The following is a 17,305-nucleotide window of genomic DNA, read 5'->3' as shown; positions in this document are numbered from 1 at the left end:
TGTCCCGGCGGGAGGGGGAACAGAGGATGAAACATGACCGATCGCGACCTGGAAGGCTGGACCATCGCCTTCGACCTGGACGGCACACTGGTCGAGACGCACGGGGATCTGGTCGGGACGCTGAACCGGATGCTGGTTCGGCACGGCCTGCCGACCGTGCCGATGGAGGGGGCGGCCGAGCTGATCGGCGGGGGCGCGCGGCCTCTGCTGGAGCATGGCTTCGAGCGCACCGGAGCGCCGGTCGAACAAGCCCGCGACCCCGCCCTTTATGACGCCTTCATCGCCGACTATATCGAGCATATCGCCGACCATTCGCAGCCTTACGAAGGCTGTGTCGAGACGCTGGAGGCGCTGAGCGCGCGCGGCGCCCTGCTGGTCGTCGCCACCAACAAGCGGACGGATCTGTCCGAACTGCTGCTCAACAAGCTCGACCTGACCCGCCATTTCGCCGCCGTCGTCGGGCCCGACAAGGTCAGCGCGAGAAAGCCCGCAGCCGCCCACCTTCAGGAGGCGGTCCGATTGGCCGGAGGCGACCCATCGATGGCCATCATGATCGGCGACGCCGCCCCCGACGTCGGCGCCGCCCGCGCCGCCGACATGCCCTGTATCGTCGTCACCTGGGGCTACACCCCGATCCCGCCCGAAGACCTCGGCGGCGACGTCCTCATCGACCATTTCGACGACGTCGAGGAGGCCATCGACGGGTTGCTGGCGGACTTCTATGTGACGCGGGCGTTAGCGGGGGTTTGAATCGTGGGGGAAGCGAAATCGAGGAAAGCCCGCTTCCTGGCTGCAAACCCGATCTGTTGCTACTGCGGCTCCTCCCCCTCAACGGAGGAGGATCATTGCCCTGCAAGAATATGCTTTCGAGAAAAGGTCGGGCCTGACGGCTGGAGTTTCCCTAGTTGTTCAGCTTGCAATCGGGCGATTAGCGGGACCGAACAGGTCGTAGCATTTTACATTCGCGCGTTGGATCACACGGACGAGAACTATCGGGAAGCCGATATCCAAAGATTGACAGCAGGTATTAGAAACAACGCGCCTGAAGTGTTTCCCAAGCTGGACCAATCGGCAGCTGAGAAACGTCGAATGATGGCCGATCTCGGAATTCAGAGGACACCCGGAGTATTTCTTTCGGACGAGCCAGTCCTTCCTATTCCAGCTGGCATTGATCGGCATTTTGAGTACTTCGCTAGAAAACTCACGGCAGCCCTATTTTATCGAAATAATGGGCGGTCGCTGACCGAAAGCCATTTTGTCATGAATCAGTGGTTTCAGACGCAAAGCGGGACGCTGGCCGACGTTCTAGAAACTCTGGCACCAGTCTGGAACCGCACCCTCATCGGCTCACGACCCAATCTGGATTTCGGAGATCAGCTTTCGATTGTCATCGGTACCGCCCACGACAGCGACGTGTTCACTTACGTTGCACAGTTTGGGACGTCTCTTTGCTTTTGGGGCGGCGCTGGAAAGCCGGAAAATGAAGAACAACATCCCGGTTGGAAATCCTATCGTCCAATCAAAGACGGAATTTGATGCTTTTGGTCACTACGTCGATCTACGGCCAGTGACGGCATGAATGACTTATAACCCCGCCTTCGCCGCATCGAACGTCGCCCGCGCCGTCTCGATCCGTTCCAGATGCTCGGCGGCCCAGCCCCACACCCCGCAGAACGCTTCGGCCAGGCTGAACCCCATGTCCGTCAGCCGGTACTCCACCTTGGGCGGCACCACCGGATGCACCGTCCGCACCACCAGGCCGTCGCGCTCCATCTGGCGCAGGGTCTGGGTCAGCATCTTCTGGCTGATGCCGTCGGACAGCTGGCCGATGCGGGTGAAGCGCAGTTCGCCGTTCTCGGCCAGGACATCCAGCACGATCATCGTCCATTTGTCGGCGACCCGGCCGATCACCTCGTTGACCAGGGCCTCGACGCGCGGATCGACCTCTGGATAGTCGGTTCGGGGCTGAAACGCAGGCGCGGTCATTGGTATCCTTCCGGTAAGTACCGAACGTTCCGGTGCCTACTTTCCAATGGAGAGCGACAGGCATACATCGCCGGACATCGTTGTTCCAGCCCCGGAGAATTCCCATGAACACCGCATCCGACACCGTCCTGATCACCGGCGGCGGCACCGGCATCGGGCGCGCGTTCGCCGAGGCCCTGCACGCGAAGGGCGCCAAGGTCATCATCGCCGGCCGACGCGCCGCCCCGCTGGAAGAGGTCGTCGCCGCCAATCCCGGCATGGCCCATGTCGTGCTCGACGTCGCCGATCCGCAGGCCATCAAGACCGTCGCCGCCCGGGTCATCGCCGACCACCCCGACCTGAACGTCGTCATCAACAACGCCGGGATCATGAAGCCGGAGGCCCTGTCCGGCGGCGTCTTCGACCTGTCGATCGTCGAGGAGACGATCGGCATCAACCTGCTGGGCACGATCCGGCTGACGGCGGCCCTGCTGCCGCATCTGCTGACCCGGCCCTCGGCCACGGTCGTCACCGTCTCGTCCGGCCTCGCCTTCGTGCCCCTGGCCGCCACGCCCACCTACAACGCCACCAAGGCCGCCATCCATTCCTGGAGCCAGTCCCTGCGCCATCAGCTGAAGGACACGACGGTCAGGGTCGTCGAATGGGCCCCGCCCGGCGTGGCCACCGACCTGATGCCCGGACACGCCCAGGACCCCCGCTCCATGCCGTTGGACGAATTCACCGCCGAAAGCCTGGCGCTGTTCGAGGCGGGCCACGACGAGGTGCTGGTCGAGCGGGTGAAGTTCCTGTCGGGTGCCGAGGGTCGCGGGGAGTATGCACAGGTGTTCGAGATGCTGAACGCGCACTGAGCCTTCCTTCTCCCCTTGCTGGAGAAGGAAGGAGGCATCGACTTTTTCTAAACCCTGCGGACCGATCCGTTCGCCGCCCGCTGTGTTGCTGTTTTCGGTTAGAGTCCGCACATTCGCGGACCTTCGCTCCCCCGAAAGCCGTTCGCCGATGATCGCCCGCTTCTTCGCCATCCCGCTGTGGATCCGCACCGCCGTGGGCTTCGGGCTGGGCATCGTCGCGGGGCTGATCCTGCGCGAACAGGCCGAGGTCTGGCTGCAGCCGATCGGCGACCTGTATCTGAACCTGATCCGCATGGTCGTCGCGCCGCTGGTGCTGTTCACCATCGCCTCGTCGATCGCAAAGCTGGGCGAAGGGGCCGGGGCGGTGCGGCTGGGGGTCAGAACCATCGTCTGGTTCGCGATCACATCCTTGCTGGCCGTGCTGGTCGGGTTCGCCTTCGGGCATCTGATCAACCCAGGGATGGGCCTGGCCAACCTGCCGCTGGGCGAGGTCAAGCCGCGCGAGATTCCCACCCCGCTGGAAGTGCTGCTGGGCGTCGTACCGAGGAATCCGTTCGCGGCCCTTAGCGAAGGCAAGGTGCTGCAGATCATCTTCTTCTCGGCCCTGGTCGGGGTGGCCCTGGTGGCACTGGGCGAGCGGGCGGCGACGGCGCGGCGGTTCGTCGATGAAGGGGCCGCGATCATCTTCCGCATCACCCGCTGGGTGATCCAACTGACGCCGTTCGGGGTCTTCGGCCTGATCGGCTCGGTCGTCGGGGGCTATGGCTGGGAGGCGCTGCTGCCCCTGATCAAATTCATCGTCGCCATCTATGCGGCCTGCCTGTTCCACATCCTGGTGGTCTATTCGGGGCTGCTGAAACTGCACGGGCTGAAGGTCACGGCCTTCTTCCGGGGGGCCTTCGCCGCGCAGCAGACGGCGTTCGCGACCTCGTCCTCGCTTGGCACATTGCCCATTACGCTCCGCCAGACGGTCGAGCGGCTGGGCGTTCCCCAGGCCTATGCGGCCTTCGCCGTGCCGCTGGGCGCCAACGTCAAGATGGACGGGTGCGGGGCCATCTATCCGGCCATCGCGGCCATATTCATCGCCCAGTATTTCAAGATCGACCTGACGCTGACCCAGTACGTCCTGATCGGGCTGACCGCGGTACTCGGGTCGCTGGGGACGGCGGGAGTGCCGGGCACCTCCATCGTCATGCTGACCCTGACATTGTCCACGGCGGGCCTGCCGCTGGAGGGGATCGGCTATATCGTCGCCATCGACCGGATCATCGACATGATGCGCACCGCCACCAATGTGACGGGCCAGATGCTCGTCCCCGTGCTGGTCGCAAAGGAAGAAGGCATCCTGAACGAGGACATCTATGACGGCCGGGTCGCCTGGCTGCCCGGCGATCCCGAGGCCGAGGGGCCTGCGGCGGTGCCGGCCGGAGGCATCTAGATGTGCAGCGCGCCGCCCAGCATTGCCCCGACGACGGCGGCGACCACGCCACCAGCGGCGATCGTGACCCAGGCGGGCAAGGCCTGAAGCGCTTGCGACACGGTCGGCTCAGGCGACCGGCGGACGGGGGTGGCATTCACGGCTTCCATAGGTCGGGTAACGGACTGAGGCCGGATTGTGTTCCGTCAGGCCGCGACCGGCAGTTCCTCGGGCCGTTCGGTGACCACGAACAGGTATTCGACATTCCGTAACCGCCCGACCGTGCCGACCTTCTCGCCCTTGGGGCTGTGAATGCCGATGCGGGCCCCGACGTAGCGAGGCCGGGCGATCTCGACGACCCGGACATGGCCGCGCGAGGACAGGATGGCGACCAGCTGATCGCGCGACAGATAGCCCTCATCGTTGAATGACACGATCAGATTGGGGGCCCGGATCGCCGCCACCACCGCCTCCAGCGCCGGACCGATACCGGGCTTGGAGTTGAAGGCACTCTTCCTCGTCCGCACATCGACCCGCTTGTTGGCGATGCCATAGGTCTCGGGCCTGTCCCACAGCACCAGGCTCTCCCAGCAGTGGTAGTTTCCCAGATAGGAGTGCTGATTGTACGGCGGGTCGAGGTAGACGAGGTCGCCGTCGAACTGGCCGGCGACGTCCAGCGCGTCGGCGTGGGTGGCGCGGCATGGACCGCCGGGCACGGCCGGCAACAGGTCGGGCATCCGCAACATCAGCGGCTTCAAAGCGCGCGGGGCCCAAGACTTCATATAGGCCATGTGGACGCCGGCGGTGGAATCCACACGGTCAGCCGCCTCCATGAGCGAGACCAGGGCGATGGCCTTGAGTTCGGGCTCCAGCCCCATGGCCTCGATCCGGTCGCGCATCGCGTCGATCCGGGCGCCGTTGTCGGGATGGAAGAAGCGGGCGTCCTCGCAGAAGGCCTTGGTGAACCAGCCGGGCTCGGGGGTCGTTGCGGCAAGGTCGGCGAGGACTACGGCGGCGCGGTCGGCCCAGACCTCGCGATCGGCCTGGACGTAGGCGGTGGCCAGGGTGTGGGCATAGGCGTTGTGGTCGTTCGACCATACCCGATGACCCTGGCCCTTCAGCGCATGGCCGACGCGGGCCGTGCCGGAGAACAGGTCGCAGACCACGCCCCGCTCGGGCAGCAGGGCGTTCACCGCCTCCAGGATCGGGGGCAGCAGCGCACGCTTCGACCCCAGATATTTGATCATTCGCCCGTCAGGTTTTCCGCGACCGTTTCGCCGCCTTGGCCGGAGCATGGGCCAGTCGCAGCAGATTCGCAGCCCCCGGCGCACCGAAAGGCGTTCCGGCGAGCACCAGGATACGCTGGCCGGGTTGGGCCAGGTCGAACTTGACCGCGCTTTCGACGGCCAGATCGGTGACGTCCTCCAGCGAGGCGGGATCCTTGCCCAGACGAGTCTCCAACCCCCAGACCAGGGCCAGACGACGCGCCGTCGCAGGGTTCGGGGTCAGCGCCAGCACCGGCTGCAGCGGCCGCTCGCGCGACATCCGCCGCGCCGTGCCGCCCAGGCTGGTGAAGACCACGATACAGGCCGTCGACTGGGCCTCGGCCGCCTTGCGCGCCGCCGCGACCAGGGCGTCGGCGTCGATGTCGTCCATACCTGCGTGTTCGGCGTCCATCAGGCTGGGCCACAGCGGGTCCTTCTCCACCCGCTCGATGATCCGGCTCATGATGCCGACCGATTCCAGCGGATAGTCGCCCGACGCCGTCTCGGCCGACAGCATCAGGGCGTCGGCACCTTCATAGACCGCATTGGCCACGTCCGACGCCTCGGCCCGGGTCGGGGCCGGGGCCGAGGTCATCGACTCCAGCATCTGGGTCGCCACGATGACCGGGATGCCGCGCTGACGGGCGGCGCGGATGATCATCTTCTGCGCGACCGGCACCTCTTCGGGGTCGAGCTCGACGCCCAGGTCGCCGCGCGCGACCATGACGCCGTCGGAATAGTCCATGATCGCCCCCAGGTCGGCCAGGGCCTGGGGTTTTTCGATCTTGGCCAGACAGGCCGCCTGACCGTTCACCAGCCGCTTCAGCTCGGCCATGTCCTCGGCCTTCTGGACGAAGCTGAGCGCGACCCAGTCGACGCCGATCCGCAGGGCGAAGGCCAGGTCCTCGCGGTCCTTGGGCGTCAGGGCCGAGACCGGGATCACCGCCTCCGGCACCGCCACGCCCTTGCGGTCACTGAGCTTGGAGCCGCTCTCGACCGTGACGTCGGCCCATTCGTCGGTACGATCGCCGACGCGCAGCCGGACCCGGCCGTCGTCGAGCAGCAGCAGCATCCCCTTCCTCAGGGCCTTGAAGATCTCCGGATGCGGCATCTGCACCCGTGTCGCGTCGCCGGGCGTGGGGTCCAGGTCGAACCGCATGGTGTGGCCGGGCTTGACCGAGATCTCGACATCGGCGAACCGTCCGAGCCGCAGCTTGGGCCCTTGCAGGTCGGCCAGCACGCCCAGCGGACGCTGCAGCGCCATCTCGGCCCCGCGCACGGCCTTCAGGGCGGCGGCGTGATCGTCATGCGAGCCGTGGCTGAAGTTCAGGCGAAAGACATCGACCCCGGCCTGGGCCAGTTGCTTCACCATTCCGGGCGCGCGGCTTGCGGGCCCCAGGGTCGCGACGATGCGACCGCGTCTTGCTCTGTTCATCTGTGTCCCGTTTGACGGAAGCGTTTCCTCAGGATTCGCTTCTGCCCCCCAAACGCGCACGGCGTAAGCCCGGGCTCAAGCCGGAAACGAGAAGTGACGCCCTGTAACGCGTCAACGATCCATCACGGCGCGACGGGACAGGGTGCCTCGTCGAACAGATGCAGGCAGCGCCCATCGATCTCGGCGGGCGGCGTCAGGCCGACCAGATGCGCCAAGCTGGGGGCGATATCGACGGTGCGGATTGGCCAGAACCGTTCCTGCGCCTGACCTCCGGGGCTCCAGAAGATGATCGGCACGCGCCGGTCATAGTCCCAGGGCGAGCCGTGACTGGCGATCGAGCCTCCGATGCGCGCGCCGGACGTCAGGTTGGGTGCATAGGCGCGCAGGATGTCGGCCCCCCTGCCCTGTACGGCGCTGAGGCGCAGGCGCTCGCGTACCGTCAGCTCTTCGGGATCGGCGTCCCGCGCCGGCATGGGTTCGGCCAGCAGTTCGTCGCGGGGTACCGCAAGGACGATATTGGGCTCCGCGTTCAACAGCGGCACGGCGGCGGCGATGACCTGGCTGCGCAAGGGCTCGGCCAGGGACACCCGCTCAGCGTCGGCGACGATGAAACCGGTTCCCCCGCTCTGGAGCGGCGGCGCGGCCAGACTGAACTGGGCCATCAGCTTTTCGTTGATGCGTGGCAGCAGGGTCGGGTCGTATCGGCCGGCGACCGCGCCCCGGTCGCTCATTCGCTCGGGAAAGTCCGAGCCGCCGTGGTCGGCGGTCAGGACGACGACCACACCGCCGGGAACCTCGGTCAGCTGGCCAAGGAAGTCGCCGAGCGCGGCATCCAGGCGCATCATCTGCTCGCACATCTCCGGCCCCTGGGTGCCATAGCCGTGGCCGATCTTGTCCGTGCCCGACAGGCTGACGCCGAGCATGTCGGTGACGCCACGACGGCCCAGTTGCTGACGATCCAGCAGGTCGGAGGCGGCCGCTAGGGTCGTTTCATCCAAGGCCGGCGAGTTCTCCAGCGAATAGTTCATCGGCGGCAGGCCGGCGGTGAAGGTCTGGCCGCTGATCGTTGATGTCCCGGCCATCTCCAGACAGGCCGGATGCCGCACGGTCCAGGTCGTCACCGGCGTGGCCTTGAAGTGCGATACATAGGCTGCGTTGAACTCGGCGATGGGAGCCAGGCGCTCCGCCGCCGTCTGGCCCGGTTCGAGATAGGTGGTCATGCCGAAGCCTTCGGCCAGCCAGAAAGCGCCGTCGGGCCTGTGGCCAGCCAGGGTAATCGCACCTCGATCCTTGCCCGAGACGGCATAGACACGGCTGGTCGGGCTCTTCGCCTTCAACCAGTCGGCCATGGTGGTGACGCGCATGTTGTCGGGACCGACCGGACCGTTCTCGCCCGCCGAGCCGTCGGCGATCGTGTTCTTCGGCGCCGCCAGGCAATAGGCCTCCTGACCCGTCGCAGGGTCGATCCATTCGTTGGCGGGGATGCCCGTATGGGTCGGGAAGGCACCAGTCAGGACGGTCGAATGACCGGGGCAGGTCGTGGTCACGCCCTGGGCCTGATAGCCGTTGACATAGACCACGCCCTGATCGGCGAGGGTTTTCAGACCACCGCTGAATCGACCGCGATACTGGTTGAATAGATTGGCGCTGAACTGATCGATGACGATCGTCACGATGAGAGCGGGTTGAACCGGTGCCGATGCCTCGCGCGGCGTCTGGGCCTGAACCGCGACCGGCAGGGTTGCGACCAGGGCAGCGGCGATCAGTGGCGCGAGGTTCAAGGCGGGGCTCCAGCGAGTTGGTTCGGCCGACCCTGTACCGGGTCGGTATTGCGCAGGCGTGACAGTGGCGAGAAAGGCCATGGCCCGGCAAGGACGATCTGGAGCCAGTGCCTCTTCATTTGTGCGGAACTGGACAATTCCTCAACGATTTCTGCGAGTCATTCTCTGTGGAACCGGTGTTCTCTTGCCGCTTTTTCGATCAGCCAGTGCAAGGAGAAACCCCATGGCCCAGTCATACGAAGAGATGGATGCCGTCGCCCTGCTGAAGGCGGATCACCGCAAGGTCGAGGAAATTTTCGAAGCCTTCGAGAAGGCCACCAACTCGTCGAAGAAGCAGACCCTGGCCAACCAGGCCTGTCTGGAGCTGAAGGTCCACACCGCGATCGAAGAGGAGATCTTCTATCCGGCCTGTCGCGGCAAGATCGAGGAGGACCTTCTGAATGAAGCCTATGTCGAACATGACAGCGCCAAGCTGCTGATCAACGAAATCGAGGCGATGAGCCCCGACGAGGACTTCTACGACGCCAAGGTCAAGGTGCTGTCCGAAGCGATCGAGCACCACGTCGAGGAAGAGGAAAAGCGCGCCGAAGGCATGTTCGCCCAGGCCCGCGCCGCCGGCCTCGACATGGACGCCCTGGCTGACGCCATGCGGGCCCGCAAGGCCACCGCCATGGAAGAGTTCCAGGCCGGCAAGCCCGCCGTCACCCTGACGATGGAGGGCGACGACACCGAAAAGGCCATGATGACCCGGTCTGACGACGCGCCAGCCGCGCCGAACTGAAGACTGGTGCGGGCGGCCGGGCTCGAACCGGCACTCCGTGAGGAAGCAGATTTTAAGTCACACACGCCAGCATCAATGGATTGATACTTATCATGTTTCTATCACACACCATTAGAATGTGTAAGGTTCTGTGTAACTTCAACGCCCACTTCGCGTACTGAATTCAGCCTTCGTACGCCTGCGTTACCCCCAACGAGCAAGCGCGACACGCATCTAGGATCAACAGACATTTGGGAATCAGGAAGTCGGCGCGCTCCGGGGCAAACCAGACGCCGTTGAACTTACCGCCGTGGAACAGGTTGTTTCGAACCCGCCGAACATATTGAAGCAGAAGGTCAGTCTCTGAGGCCGCCTGCGGCTGAACTTCAGACCAGCTCAACACGCCGTTAGTCACAATCTGCTTGTTGGGAGGGGCAGCCAACAAGCCCTCGGCTGCGTCTCGAACGGCGGCGTCATTCTGCCGCTTCACCTTGAATTCGTCCTGAATCGCCGCAGCAAAAGCTTCCCAATTTGCCTCTGCATTCCCGTCAGGGCGTCTCAGGAAGCCAGCAGCCTTGAGCGCGTACTCCGTGCGGGCAAACGCGACGAAAAGTTCATTTCCCAATCTGTGGAGCCGAGCGTCTTCCATCAGAACAGCTTAGCATGACAGCCTTGGTTTCCACCGCGCCACGGCTCTCATTAAGGCCCTTATCCCTCGACGTAATTTTCCCATGATCCTGCTAGGGAGGATCAGCGTGGATCAGTACTGGACTCTCCTCGGGTGCGGGTCACGCCAGTTAGATCGTGTTTGCCAAGTGGCCGCAGATCGCCCTGATTGTCGCCGCATCTATGATGCCTCCGTTGGAGAGGCACGCGGTCGCAACGCTTTCTACAGCATACCAAACGTGCGCCTTTGCGAGGTGGAAGTCCGCCGTTGCCAAGCCAACCGCTACCACACTGATAATGTCTGCCGCAGGTACGCACGGATGGGTAGTTAGGTGGCTGTGAACGAACCCATGATCTCCCGGCTGAGCAATCAACGCTTGGTTCAGCCCTATTGCGTGAAGCTTCGCGTCACTCGCTGCCCCAGCGCAGATAATGGCGGCGTTTCTGACTGCGTCGCGTTCTTGAACGCCGATTGGTTGATTGGCGTCGGGTGCAAATAGGTTGACCTTCGTGTTCCCGAATGCGCCAGCGACCGACGTCGCGGCATTGAGGTCGATCCCTCCCGATACGCCAGGCCCGCAACAAACAGCGATTACAGAATGTGCCGCTTCGTGGTGAGCGACGATTTCACGGTGAGTCAGAGCGCTAGCCATGCGCCCGTCACAACATGATTCTCAGCGGGACGCTCATCGGCTCACCGATCTCAGTTTGCGATAACCGAACGAGACATCAACTGAGACGTCAAAGCGCGTCCTACATGGGTCGCGCCATGGATTGCGAGACGTTCCAGGGTTGGGTCGAGAACCACGCGGTCGCGACGACCGGGAAGTGACGCAGCGGGTCAAAACCCGGACAACCACAAGTTCCGCAGAGAGTGAGATGCAGACGTACTGGGTTCAGGTTCCAGCGCCAGCCCAAGAGCGGACCTGCCAAAGGTCGAATGAGATTCAGAGGCGGCCCAATTCCGCGGCCCACACGTCAGCATGAGACTTGGGCCGGGAGGCGGACCTTCTCAGCGTCAGCGATGAATCAGAAGCAGGCGTTGCCTGCTAGCCGGAAAGACGGCTCTCAACTGTCCCGATACCGCAGTGAGTCCACGACGATTTGGAAGGCAGCAAGGTTCTGACGACGGCTTGGGTAGTAGAGGAAATAGCCTTCGAACATTGGGGACCAGTCGTCCAGAACCAGTTCCAGCGCGCCTGACGCCAGATGGGACGCGACGATGTCGTCGGGCACATAGGCGATCCCCAGCCCGCTGACGGCGGCTTCGATCATGGCATAGGAGTTGTTGAAGGTGACCTGGCCGTCGACGCGGACGCGCAAGGCCTGACCGTCCCTCTCGAACTCCCAGGCGTAGAGGCTGCCCGCCGACTCGTGGCGCATGTTGATGCACGAATGGGCGACAAGGTCCTTGGGATGAACCGGCCTGCCGCGTTCGGCCAGGTAGCCGGGTGAGGCGACGGCGACGAGCCGCCAGTCGGGGCCGATGCGCACGGCGATCATGTCCTTCTCGACGCTTTCGCCGAGCCGGACGCCGGCATCGAACCGCTCCTCGACGATATTCCGGAAGGTGCTGTCGAGGATCAGTTCGACCTTGATGTCGGGATAGGCGGCGAGGACCGGTTTGAGTTTGGGCCACACCACGCTTTCCAAAGCGTGGTCGGACAGGGTCAGTCGGATGGAGCCTGCCGGCCTGTCCCGCACGCTGGTCAGGCTTTCGATTGCCTGCTCGATCTCGGCCAGGCGCGGGGTGATCGTTTGCAGCAGACGCTCGCCCGCCGCCGTGGGCGCCACGCTACGCGTCGTGCGGGTCAGCAACCGGATGCCCAGACGCGCCTCAAGCTGACGGATGGCATGGCTGAGCGTGGACTGGGCCACACCGATCCGGGCGGCGGCCTTTGTGAAGCTGCGCTCCTCGGCAACGATCTGGAACCAGGTCAACTGGTTCAGGTCTGGTCCGGCCATGGACGGCCTCCGCGATTAATCGTCTGCATCGATTAGTTCATACCGATCTCTCTGGCTAATCGCTTTGAACGCCAGAGCCTAGTTTGTCCCTCGACGAAAGAGGGAGACGACCATGCTCGCCGCCGCAGCACCGACATCCGAAGCCACGACGCCGACCGCCGCCTGGGGCGCGGTGCTGTCGATGGCGCTGTGCGTCGCGTTGCTCATCGCGTCGGAGTTCATGCCGGTCAGCCTGTTGACGCCCATGGCCGAGGGTCTGGGCGCCTCCGTCGGGCAGACCGGTCAGGCTATCTCGATCAGCGGCCTGTTCGCCATCGTCGCCAGCCTGGCGGTCACCACCGTGGCGGGACGCCTGAACCGCAAATGGGTCCTGATCGCGATGACGGGTTTGATGGCGATCTCGCTGGTGCTGGTCGCCGCCGCGCCGAACTTCGAGGTCCTGATGGTCGGACGCGCCCTGCTCGGTCTCTGCATCGGCGGCTTCTGGGCGCTGGCGACCTCTGTCATCATGAGGCTGGTCCCGGCGTCGGACGTGCCGCGCGCCCTGGCCCTGATGTATGGCGGTCAGGCCATCGCCGCCGCCTTCGCCGCGCCGATCGGCAGCTATCTCGGCGGCCTGTTCGGCTGGCGCGAGGTCTTCTGGGCCTTGACCCCGATCGTGGTCGCCAATCTCGTCTGGCACGTCGTCGCACTGCCGTCGCTGCCCGCCCGTGGACGGCGGGGGATCGGCGATATGCTGGACCTACTGCGTCGCCGATATTTCCTGACCGGCCTGATCGCCTCGATGCTGTCCTGGGGCTCGGCCTTCACCCTGTTCACCTATCTGCGGCCCTTCCTCGAACAGGTGACGGGCGTGGGCGTCACCGGCCTGTCGATCCTGCTTCTCGCGCTCGGCTGCGCCGGCTTCCTCGGCACCTGGGCCTCAAGCCGCTTCATCACCGGCGACGTCTCCAGAGTTCTGCGTCTGCCGGCCCTGGTGATGGGCGCGGTCACCGCAGGACTGTTGGCTTTCGGCGGCTGGCCGATCGCCGTTGGTCTCCTCTTGGTCGTCTGGGGCGCGATGAACACCGCCATGTCGGTGATCTGGATGACCTGGATGTCCCAGAACGCCGAGGACGCGCCCGAAGCCGCAGGCGGCCTGATGGTCGCCGCCGTCCAGGCCTCGATCCTGTTGGGCGCCGTCGTCGGCGGCCTGCTGCTGGATCACCTGTCCATCAACGCCGTGCTGATCGCTAGCGTCACCCTCGCCGTCACCGCGGTCCTGATCGTCCGCGACGGCCGCACCCTCCTGAAACCCCGCTGAGCAGAAACCACGGAGCCCGACATGACCCCGACTTCCCCCGACCTTCAGACCCGGCCGTCCCCCGCGATGGACCGTCGCGGCCTGATGAAACTGACCGGCGCCGGCGTGACCGCCCTGGCCGCCGCCTCCCTCCTCCCCACCTCCGATGCAAAGGCGCAAACCATGACCAGCGACTGGGACAAGGTGTTCCCCCGCAACGATGCCGTCGACCACCAGAAGGTCAGCTTCTCCAACCGCTACGGCATCACTCTGAGCGGCGATCTGTATCGACCCAAGGGGCGCGACGGCCAACGTCTGGCGGCCCTCGCGGTCGGCGGGCCGTTCGGTGCGGTCAAGGAACAGTCGTCGGGTCTCTATGCCCAGACCATGGCGGCGCGGGGCTTCGTGGCCCTGGCGTTCGATCCGTCGTTCACCGGCGAAAGCGGCGGACAGCCGCGCAACGTCGCATCGCCCGACATCAACACCGAAGACTTCATGGCGGCGGTGGACTTCCTCGGCCTGCACCCGTCGGTCGATCAGGAGCGGATCGGCGTGATCGGCATCTGCGGCTGGGGCGGCATGGCGCTGAACGCCGTCGCGGCCGACAAGCGCGTCAAGGCCGTCGCGAGCAGCACCATGTATGACATCAGTCGCGTGTCGGCGCGCGGATACAACGACAGTGTCACGCCCGAACAGCGGGCGCAGTCGCTGGAGCAGATGAGCCGCCAGCGCTGGGAGGATGCGCGCAACGGCAGCCCTGCCTACGGCCCTGCATCAAATGAACTGAAGGGCGGCGAGCCGCAGTTCATGGTCGACTACCACGCCTACTATATGACGCCGCGCGGCTATCATGCGCGGGCGGTCAACTCGGGCAATGCCTGGACGCAGACCAACCCGCTGTCCTTCATGAATATGCCGCTGCTCACCTACATCGCCGAGATTTCCCCGCGACCGATCCTGCTGATCCACGGCGAGAACGCCCACTCTCGCTATATGAGCGAGACGGCCTTCGGGGCGGCGGCGGAGCCGAAGGAACTCCTGATCGTCCCCGGCGCCAGCCACGTCGACCTCTATGACCGCGTCGACGTTATCCCGTTCGACCGGCTGACGCGCTTCTTCGAGGAGCACCTGGCTTGATCGGTTCAGTTCTCTCAGCCACGGCCGCCCTGTTGGGCACCGAAACCCTCACGCAGTCGCAAGAAGGCGCTCCCGCCATGGAAATCACCCGCGAGGCCGACCAGACCACCATCGAAGGTCCGGCCGAATGGTTCACCGGTCGCGTCACCATCAGCGGCCAGTTTCAGCGCGAGGCACCCTCGCGTGTCGGCGGCGCCATCGTCCGCTTCGAGCCCGGAGCCCGCACGGCCTGGCACGTGCATCCGCTGGGCCAGACCCTGATCGTCACCGAAGGCGTTGGCTGGACCCAGATCGAGGGCGGCCCGAAGCTGGAGTTCCACGCCGGCGACATCCTGTGGTGCCCACCCGAACACAAGCACTGGCACGGGGCCAGGCCGCACGAGGCCATGACCCACATCGCCATCCAGGAAAGCCAGAACGGCTCGCCCGTCACCTGGCTGGAGCATGTGACCGACGAACAGTATCTCGCCGACACGTCGGCCGGCGAAGCAGAGGCAGATCAATGACCGACAACATCACAGGCAAGACCATCGTCATCACCGGCGCGTCCTCCGGCATGGGTGCGGCGGCGGCCCGCCACCTGGCTGCGAAGGGCGCCAACGTCGTCCTCGGCGCGCGGCGCACCGATCGCATCGAGGCCCTCGTGGCCGAGATCTCCGCCGCAGGCGGCAAGGCCATCGCCGTGGCGACCGACGTGACGGAGCGCGATGACCTGAAGCGTCTGGTTGATGCGGCGATCGAGACCTATGGGCGGATCGACGTGATCATCAACAACGCCGGCGTCATGCCCCTGTCGCCGCTGGAGCGGGTCAAGGTCGACGAATGGAACCAGATGATCGACGTCAACCTGAAGGGCGTCCTCTACGGCGTCGCCGCCACCCTGCCCCACATGATCGCCCAGAAGTCCGGCCACATCATCAACGTATCGTCCGTCGCGGGCCACAAGCTGTTCGGCGGTTCGGCGGTCTATTCCGCGACCAAGTTCGCGGTGCGCGCCTTATCGGAAGGTCTCCGCCAGGAGATGGCGCCCCACAACATCCGAACCACGATCATCTCGCCGGGTGCGGTGAAGACAGAACTCCTCGACCACATCAGCGAGACCGACGTTCAGAAGGCCAATCAGGACTATGTCGCCGAGATCGGCGTGCCCGCCGAAACCCTGGCCCGGCTGGTCGCCTTCGCCATCAACGAGCCCGAGGATGTGGGCATCAACGAAATCCTGTTCCGACCCACCGCCCAAAAACTCTGAAATCCAACGTCCAACATCGCCGGGCGGTCGCCAGATACCAGCCGATGCGAAGCAGAAAGCGGACACTCCGAAAGTCGCCTCAGAGTCAGAAGCAGACTGCTAGCCGGAAAGACGACCTTCAACTGTCCCGAAACCGCAGTGCATCCCCCACGATCTGGAAGGCAGTAAGGCTCTGACATCGACTGGGATAGTAGAGGAAATACCCCGTCGAACAGAGGCGACCAGTCGTCCAGCACCAGTGCGCCTGACCCGCGAACAGTTTGCGTGATTGCCCTTGACGGGATTTCCGGGCCAGATCGCCACTAACAAGATGCGAGGCTTCGTTGAGGTGGGGCAGCAACAGGAACGACCATGATCCGATACTCGCGATCTGGCCGAGCTATCGCCCGATCATGAGCCGCTACCACATGATCGAATTGGTTGAGACGCAGGGCGACGGGTTAGGTGGCACGAAAGACGCGTTCAAATCGATCGCGGGTTCGTGATGGATGGAGAGATAACCACACGCATAACCTAGGTGAACCGCTGGGCAGCGTCGTTGAGGTGGTTTGCGAGCCTCAACCCCCCAGTCGTGTCAGGTGAGGGGGTCAAGTAAGTCATCATGCACTTAAGGCTCATGAAATAAGGCTGGCGGCCTTCCGCCGGAATCGCTGAGGACACCGCTTGGCCAAAGAAGAGAACCGGTGGTACCGCCTTCCGGGCCGGACCTAGGATGTCACGCCACTCCTCAGGTTCGAACACGTCCAGCTGGTGAGCGATGGCGCAGATCTGATGGTGGAGCTCAGCCTTGACCATCTCCTCCGGCTGCGAAGATGAAGCCGATGGCCACAGCGCCCCGTAGTCGAGCTCATTCTTGACGTTGAGGACGACTAGACCGTGGTCAGCCGCCGACGCCTCGATCTGATCGGATGCCTTTTTAATGTTGTCGAAAAGGGTCTGCGGCTTCCGACTGTGCAACGTCTTCAACGCCAGCGCCCAGCGCTTGCCTCTGAAGTCCAGCATCACATCGGGATTATCGCCCTTCGAGTGATTGGGGTCATCGAGCGAAATGTTCGAGCCAGCGGTCATGGCCAGCGCGGCGATATAAAGCTCAATCACCTTGTTTGCGTCGCCGTCCGTTACAACGCTCGGCGCGTTTTGGACGACAGTCGTCCCCGCCAGCATCTTTAGGTGCGAGAGGAGCTGTGGAAAATCGACATGGTTCTCGACCGCCGCTACCTTGCCCGCGAGGTCTACAAAACCCATCGCTTGGCTGACGACGGAGCGCGCGTCGGCAGGGCGACTATCTGGGCGACGCCACATATTCAGAACGTCGGTCATCGCCAGCGCCTCCGTTTCCGAAGACGCCCTAAGATCCACCCCGCTTGCGCTCAGGATCGTCAGGAACCGATCGACCGTTTCGTTGGCGCTTTCGAAGGTGGGATACGACATCTTTGAGCCTCTCAACGAACCTGAGCGCCTATTCCAGGCACTTGGCTGGCCCTTAGCCAGCTCACGGAAACCAGTTTGGTGTT

17 protein-coding genes and 1 tRNA gene are annotated in these 17,305 nt (G+C 64.4%); 9 read left to right on the top strand and 9 right to left on the bottom strand.

Annotated elements, in window-relative coordinates; translation table 11 throughout:
* Positions 1–33: 33 nt before the first annotated feature.
* Both O5K39_RS13755 and O5K39_RS13750 read left to right on the top strand, forming a co-directional pair.
* Positions 34–750: an HAD-IA family hydrolase gene (locus O5K39_RS13755; protein WP_271144183.1), complete on the top strand. Its 717-nt coding sequence runs from the start codon at positions 34–36 to the stop codon at positions 748–750.
* A gap of 339 nt (positions 751–1,089) precedes the next feature.
* The gene (locus tag O5K39_RS13750) at positions 1,090–1,536 is read left to right on the top strand and encodes a hypothetical protein (protein WP_271144182.1); all 447 of its coding nucleotides are present in this window, start codon (positions 1,090–1,092) and stop codon (positions 1,534–1,536) included.
* 48 nt (positions 1,537–1,584) lie between these two features.
* On the opposite strand, the gene O5K39_RS13745 is transcribed toward O5K39_RS13750, so the two are convergent.
* A complete protein-coding gene (locus O5K39_RS13745; protein WP_271144181.1) occupies positions 1,585–1,986 on the bottom strand; it encodes a helix-turn-helix domain-containing protein in 402 nt (133 codons plus the stop codon).
* Between the two features lie 104 nt (positions 1,987–2,090).
* Between O5K39_RS13745 and O5K39_RS13740 the strand changes: the two genes are divergently transcribed.
* Together O5K39_RS13740 and O5K39_RS13735 are read left to right on the top strand one after the other, a co-directional pair.
* A complete protein-coding gene (locus O5K39_RS13740) occupies positions 2,091–2,834 on the top strand; it encodes an SDR family NAD(P)-dependent oxidoreductase (RefSeq protein WP_271144180.1) in 744 nt (247 codons plus the stop codon).
* A gap of 148 nt (positions 2,835–2,982) precedes the next feature.
* On the top strand, positions 2,983–4,272 hold the full coding sequence (locus O5K39_RS13735) for a dicarboxylate/amino acid:cation symporter (protein ID WP_271144179.1): 1,290 nt from the start codon (positions 2,983–2,985) through the stop codon (positions 4,270–4,272).
* Here the strand turns inward: O5K39_RS13735 and O5K39_RS13730 are convergent.
* From O5K39_RS13730 to O5K39_RS13715, 4 genes are all read right to left on the bottom strand, one after another.
* Positions 4,269–4,412 (bottom strand): hypothetical protein, encoded by a 144-nt coding sequence (locus O5K39_RS13730; protein WP_271144178.1) that lies wholly within the window; start codon positions 4,410–4,412, stop codon positions 4,269–4,271. The two genes, O5K39_RS13735 and O5K39_RS13730, sit on opposite strands and share 4 nt — an antisense overlap.
* A gap of 45 nt (positions 4,413–4,457) precedes the next feature.
* Positions 4,458–5,498: a DNA adenine methylase gene (locus O5K39_RS13725; protein WP_271144177.1), complete on the bottom strand. Its 1,041-nt coding sequence runs from the start codon at positions 5,496–5,498 to the stop codon at positions 4,458–4,460.
* 7 nt (positions 5,499–5,505) lie between these two features.
* The gene (gene pyk / locus O5K39_RS13720) at positions 5,506–6,951 is read right to left on the bottom strand and encodes a pyruvate kinase (protein ID WP_271144176.1); all 1,446 of its coding nucleotides are present in this window, start codon (positions 6,949–6,951) and stop codon (positions 5,506–5,508) included.
* Between the two features lie 122 nt (positions 6,952–7,073).
* Positions 7,074–8,732 carry an alkaline phosphatase family protein gene (locus O5K39_RS13715; RefSeq protein WP_271144175.1) on the bottom strand — a complete coding sequence of 553 codons (1,659 nt, stop codon included), beginning with the start codon at positions 8,730–8,732 and terminating at the stop codon, positions 7,074–7,076.
* Positions 8,733–8,955: 223 nt separating this feature from the next.
* Here O5K39_RS13715 and O5K39_RS13710 point away from each other — a divergent pair, with 223 nt between their 5' ends.
* Positions 8,956–9,513: a hemerythrin domain-containing protein gene (locus tag O5K39_RS13710; protein WP_271144174.1), complete on the top strand. Its 558-nt coding sequence runs from the start codon at positions 8,956–8,958 to the stop codon at positions 9,511–9,513.
* 4 nt (positions 9,514–9,517) lie between these two features.
* On the opposite strand, the gene O5K39_RS13705 is transcribed toward O5K39_RS13710, so the two are convergent.
* From O5K39_RS13705 to O5K39_RS13695, 3 genes are all read right to left on the bottom strand, one after another.
* Positions 9,518–9,662 (bottom strand) — tRNA-OTHER (locus O5K39_RS13705).
* 14 nt (positions 9,663–9,676) lie between these two features.
* A complete protein-coding gene (locus O5K39_RS13700) occupies positions 9,677–10,141 on the bottom strand; it encodes a hypothetical protein (RefSeq protein ID WP_271144173.1) in 465 nt (154 codons plus the stop codon).
* Between the two features lie 1,085 nt (positions 10,142–11,226).
* Positions 11,227–12,123 (bottom strand): LysR family transcriptional regulator, encoded by an 897-nt coding sequence (locus O5K39_RS13695; protein ID WP_271144172.1) that lies wholly within the window; start codon positions 12,121–12,123, stop codon positions 11,227–11,229.
* A 112-nt stretch (positions 12,124–12,235) separates the two neighbouring features.
* Here O5K39_RS13695 and O5K39_RS13690 point away from each other — a divergent pair, with 112 nt between their 5' ends.
* From O5K39_RS13690 to O5K39_RS13675, 4 genes are read left to right on the top strand one after another with little or no spacing between them, the layout of a single operon-like run.
* Complete coding sequence (locus O5K39_RS13690; RefSeq protein WP_271144171.1) at positions 12,236–13,426, top strand: MFS transporter; 1,191 nt, start codon at positions 12,236–12,238, stop codon at positions 13,424–13,426.
* Between the two features lie 21 nt (positions 13,427–13,447).
* Positions 13,448–14,542, top strand: a complete 1,095-nt coding sequence (locus O5K39_RS13685) for an alpha/beta hydrolase (RefSeq protein ID WP_271144170.1) — start codon at positions 13,448–13,450, stop codon at positions 14,540–14,542.
* Positions 14,539–15,048 (top strand): cupin domain-containing protein, encoded by a 510-nt coding sequence (locus O5K39_RS13680; protein WP_271144169.1) that lies wholly within the window; start codon positions 14,539–14,541, stop codon positions 15,046–15,048. Before O5K39_RS13685 ends, O5K39_RS13680 begins: the two co-directional genes overlap by 4 nt.
* Entirely contained in the window at positions 15,045–15,791 is a 747-nt protein-coding gene (locus tag O5K39_RS13675) for an SDR family oxidoreductase (RefSeq protein WP_271144168.1), read from the top strand. The genes O5K39_RS13680 and O5K39_RS13675 overlap by 4 nt, the downstream gene beginning before the upstream one ends.
* A 513-nt stretch (positions 15,792–16,304) precedes the next feature.
* Here O5K39_RS13675 and O5K39_RS13670 read toward each other — a convergent pair.
* On the bottom strand, positions 16,305–17,222 hold the full coding sequence (locus tag O5K39_RS13670; RefSeq protein WP_271144167.1) for a hypothetical protein: 918 nt from the start codon (positions 17,220–17,222) through the stop codon (positions 16,305–16,307).
* Positions 17,223–17,305: the final 83 nt, after the last annotated feature.

Source organism: Brevundimonas sp. NIBR10 (genome assembly GCF_027912515.1).
Taxonomy (GTDB): Bacteria; Pseudomonadota; Alphaproteobacteria; order Caulobacterales; family Caulobacteraceae; genus Brevundimonas.
The sequence above is the reverse complement of the archived record's forward strand: the minus strand, read 5'-3'. Positions and strand labels throughout refer to the sequence as shown.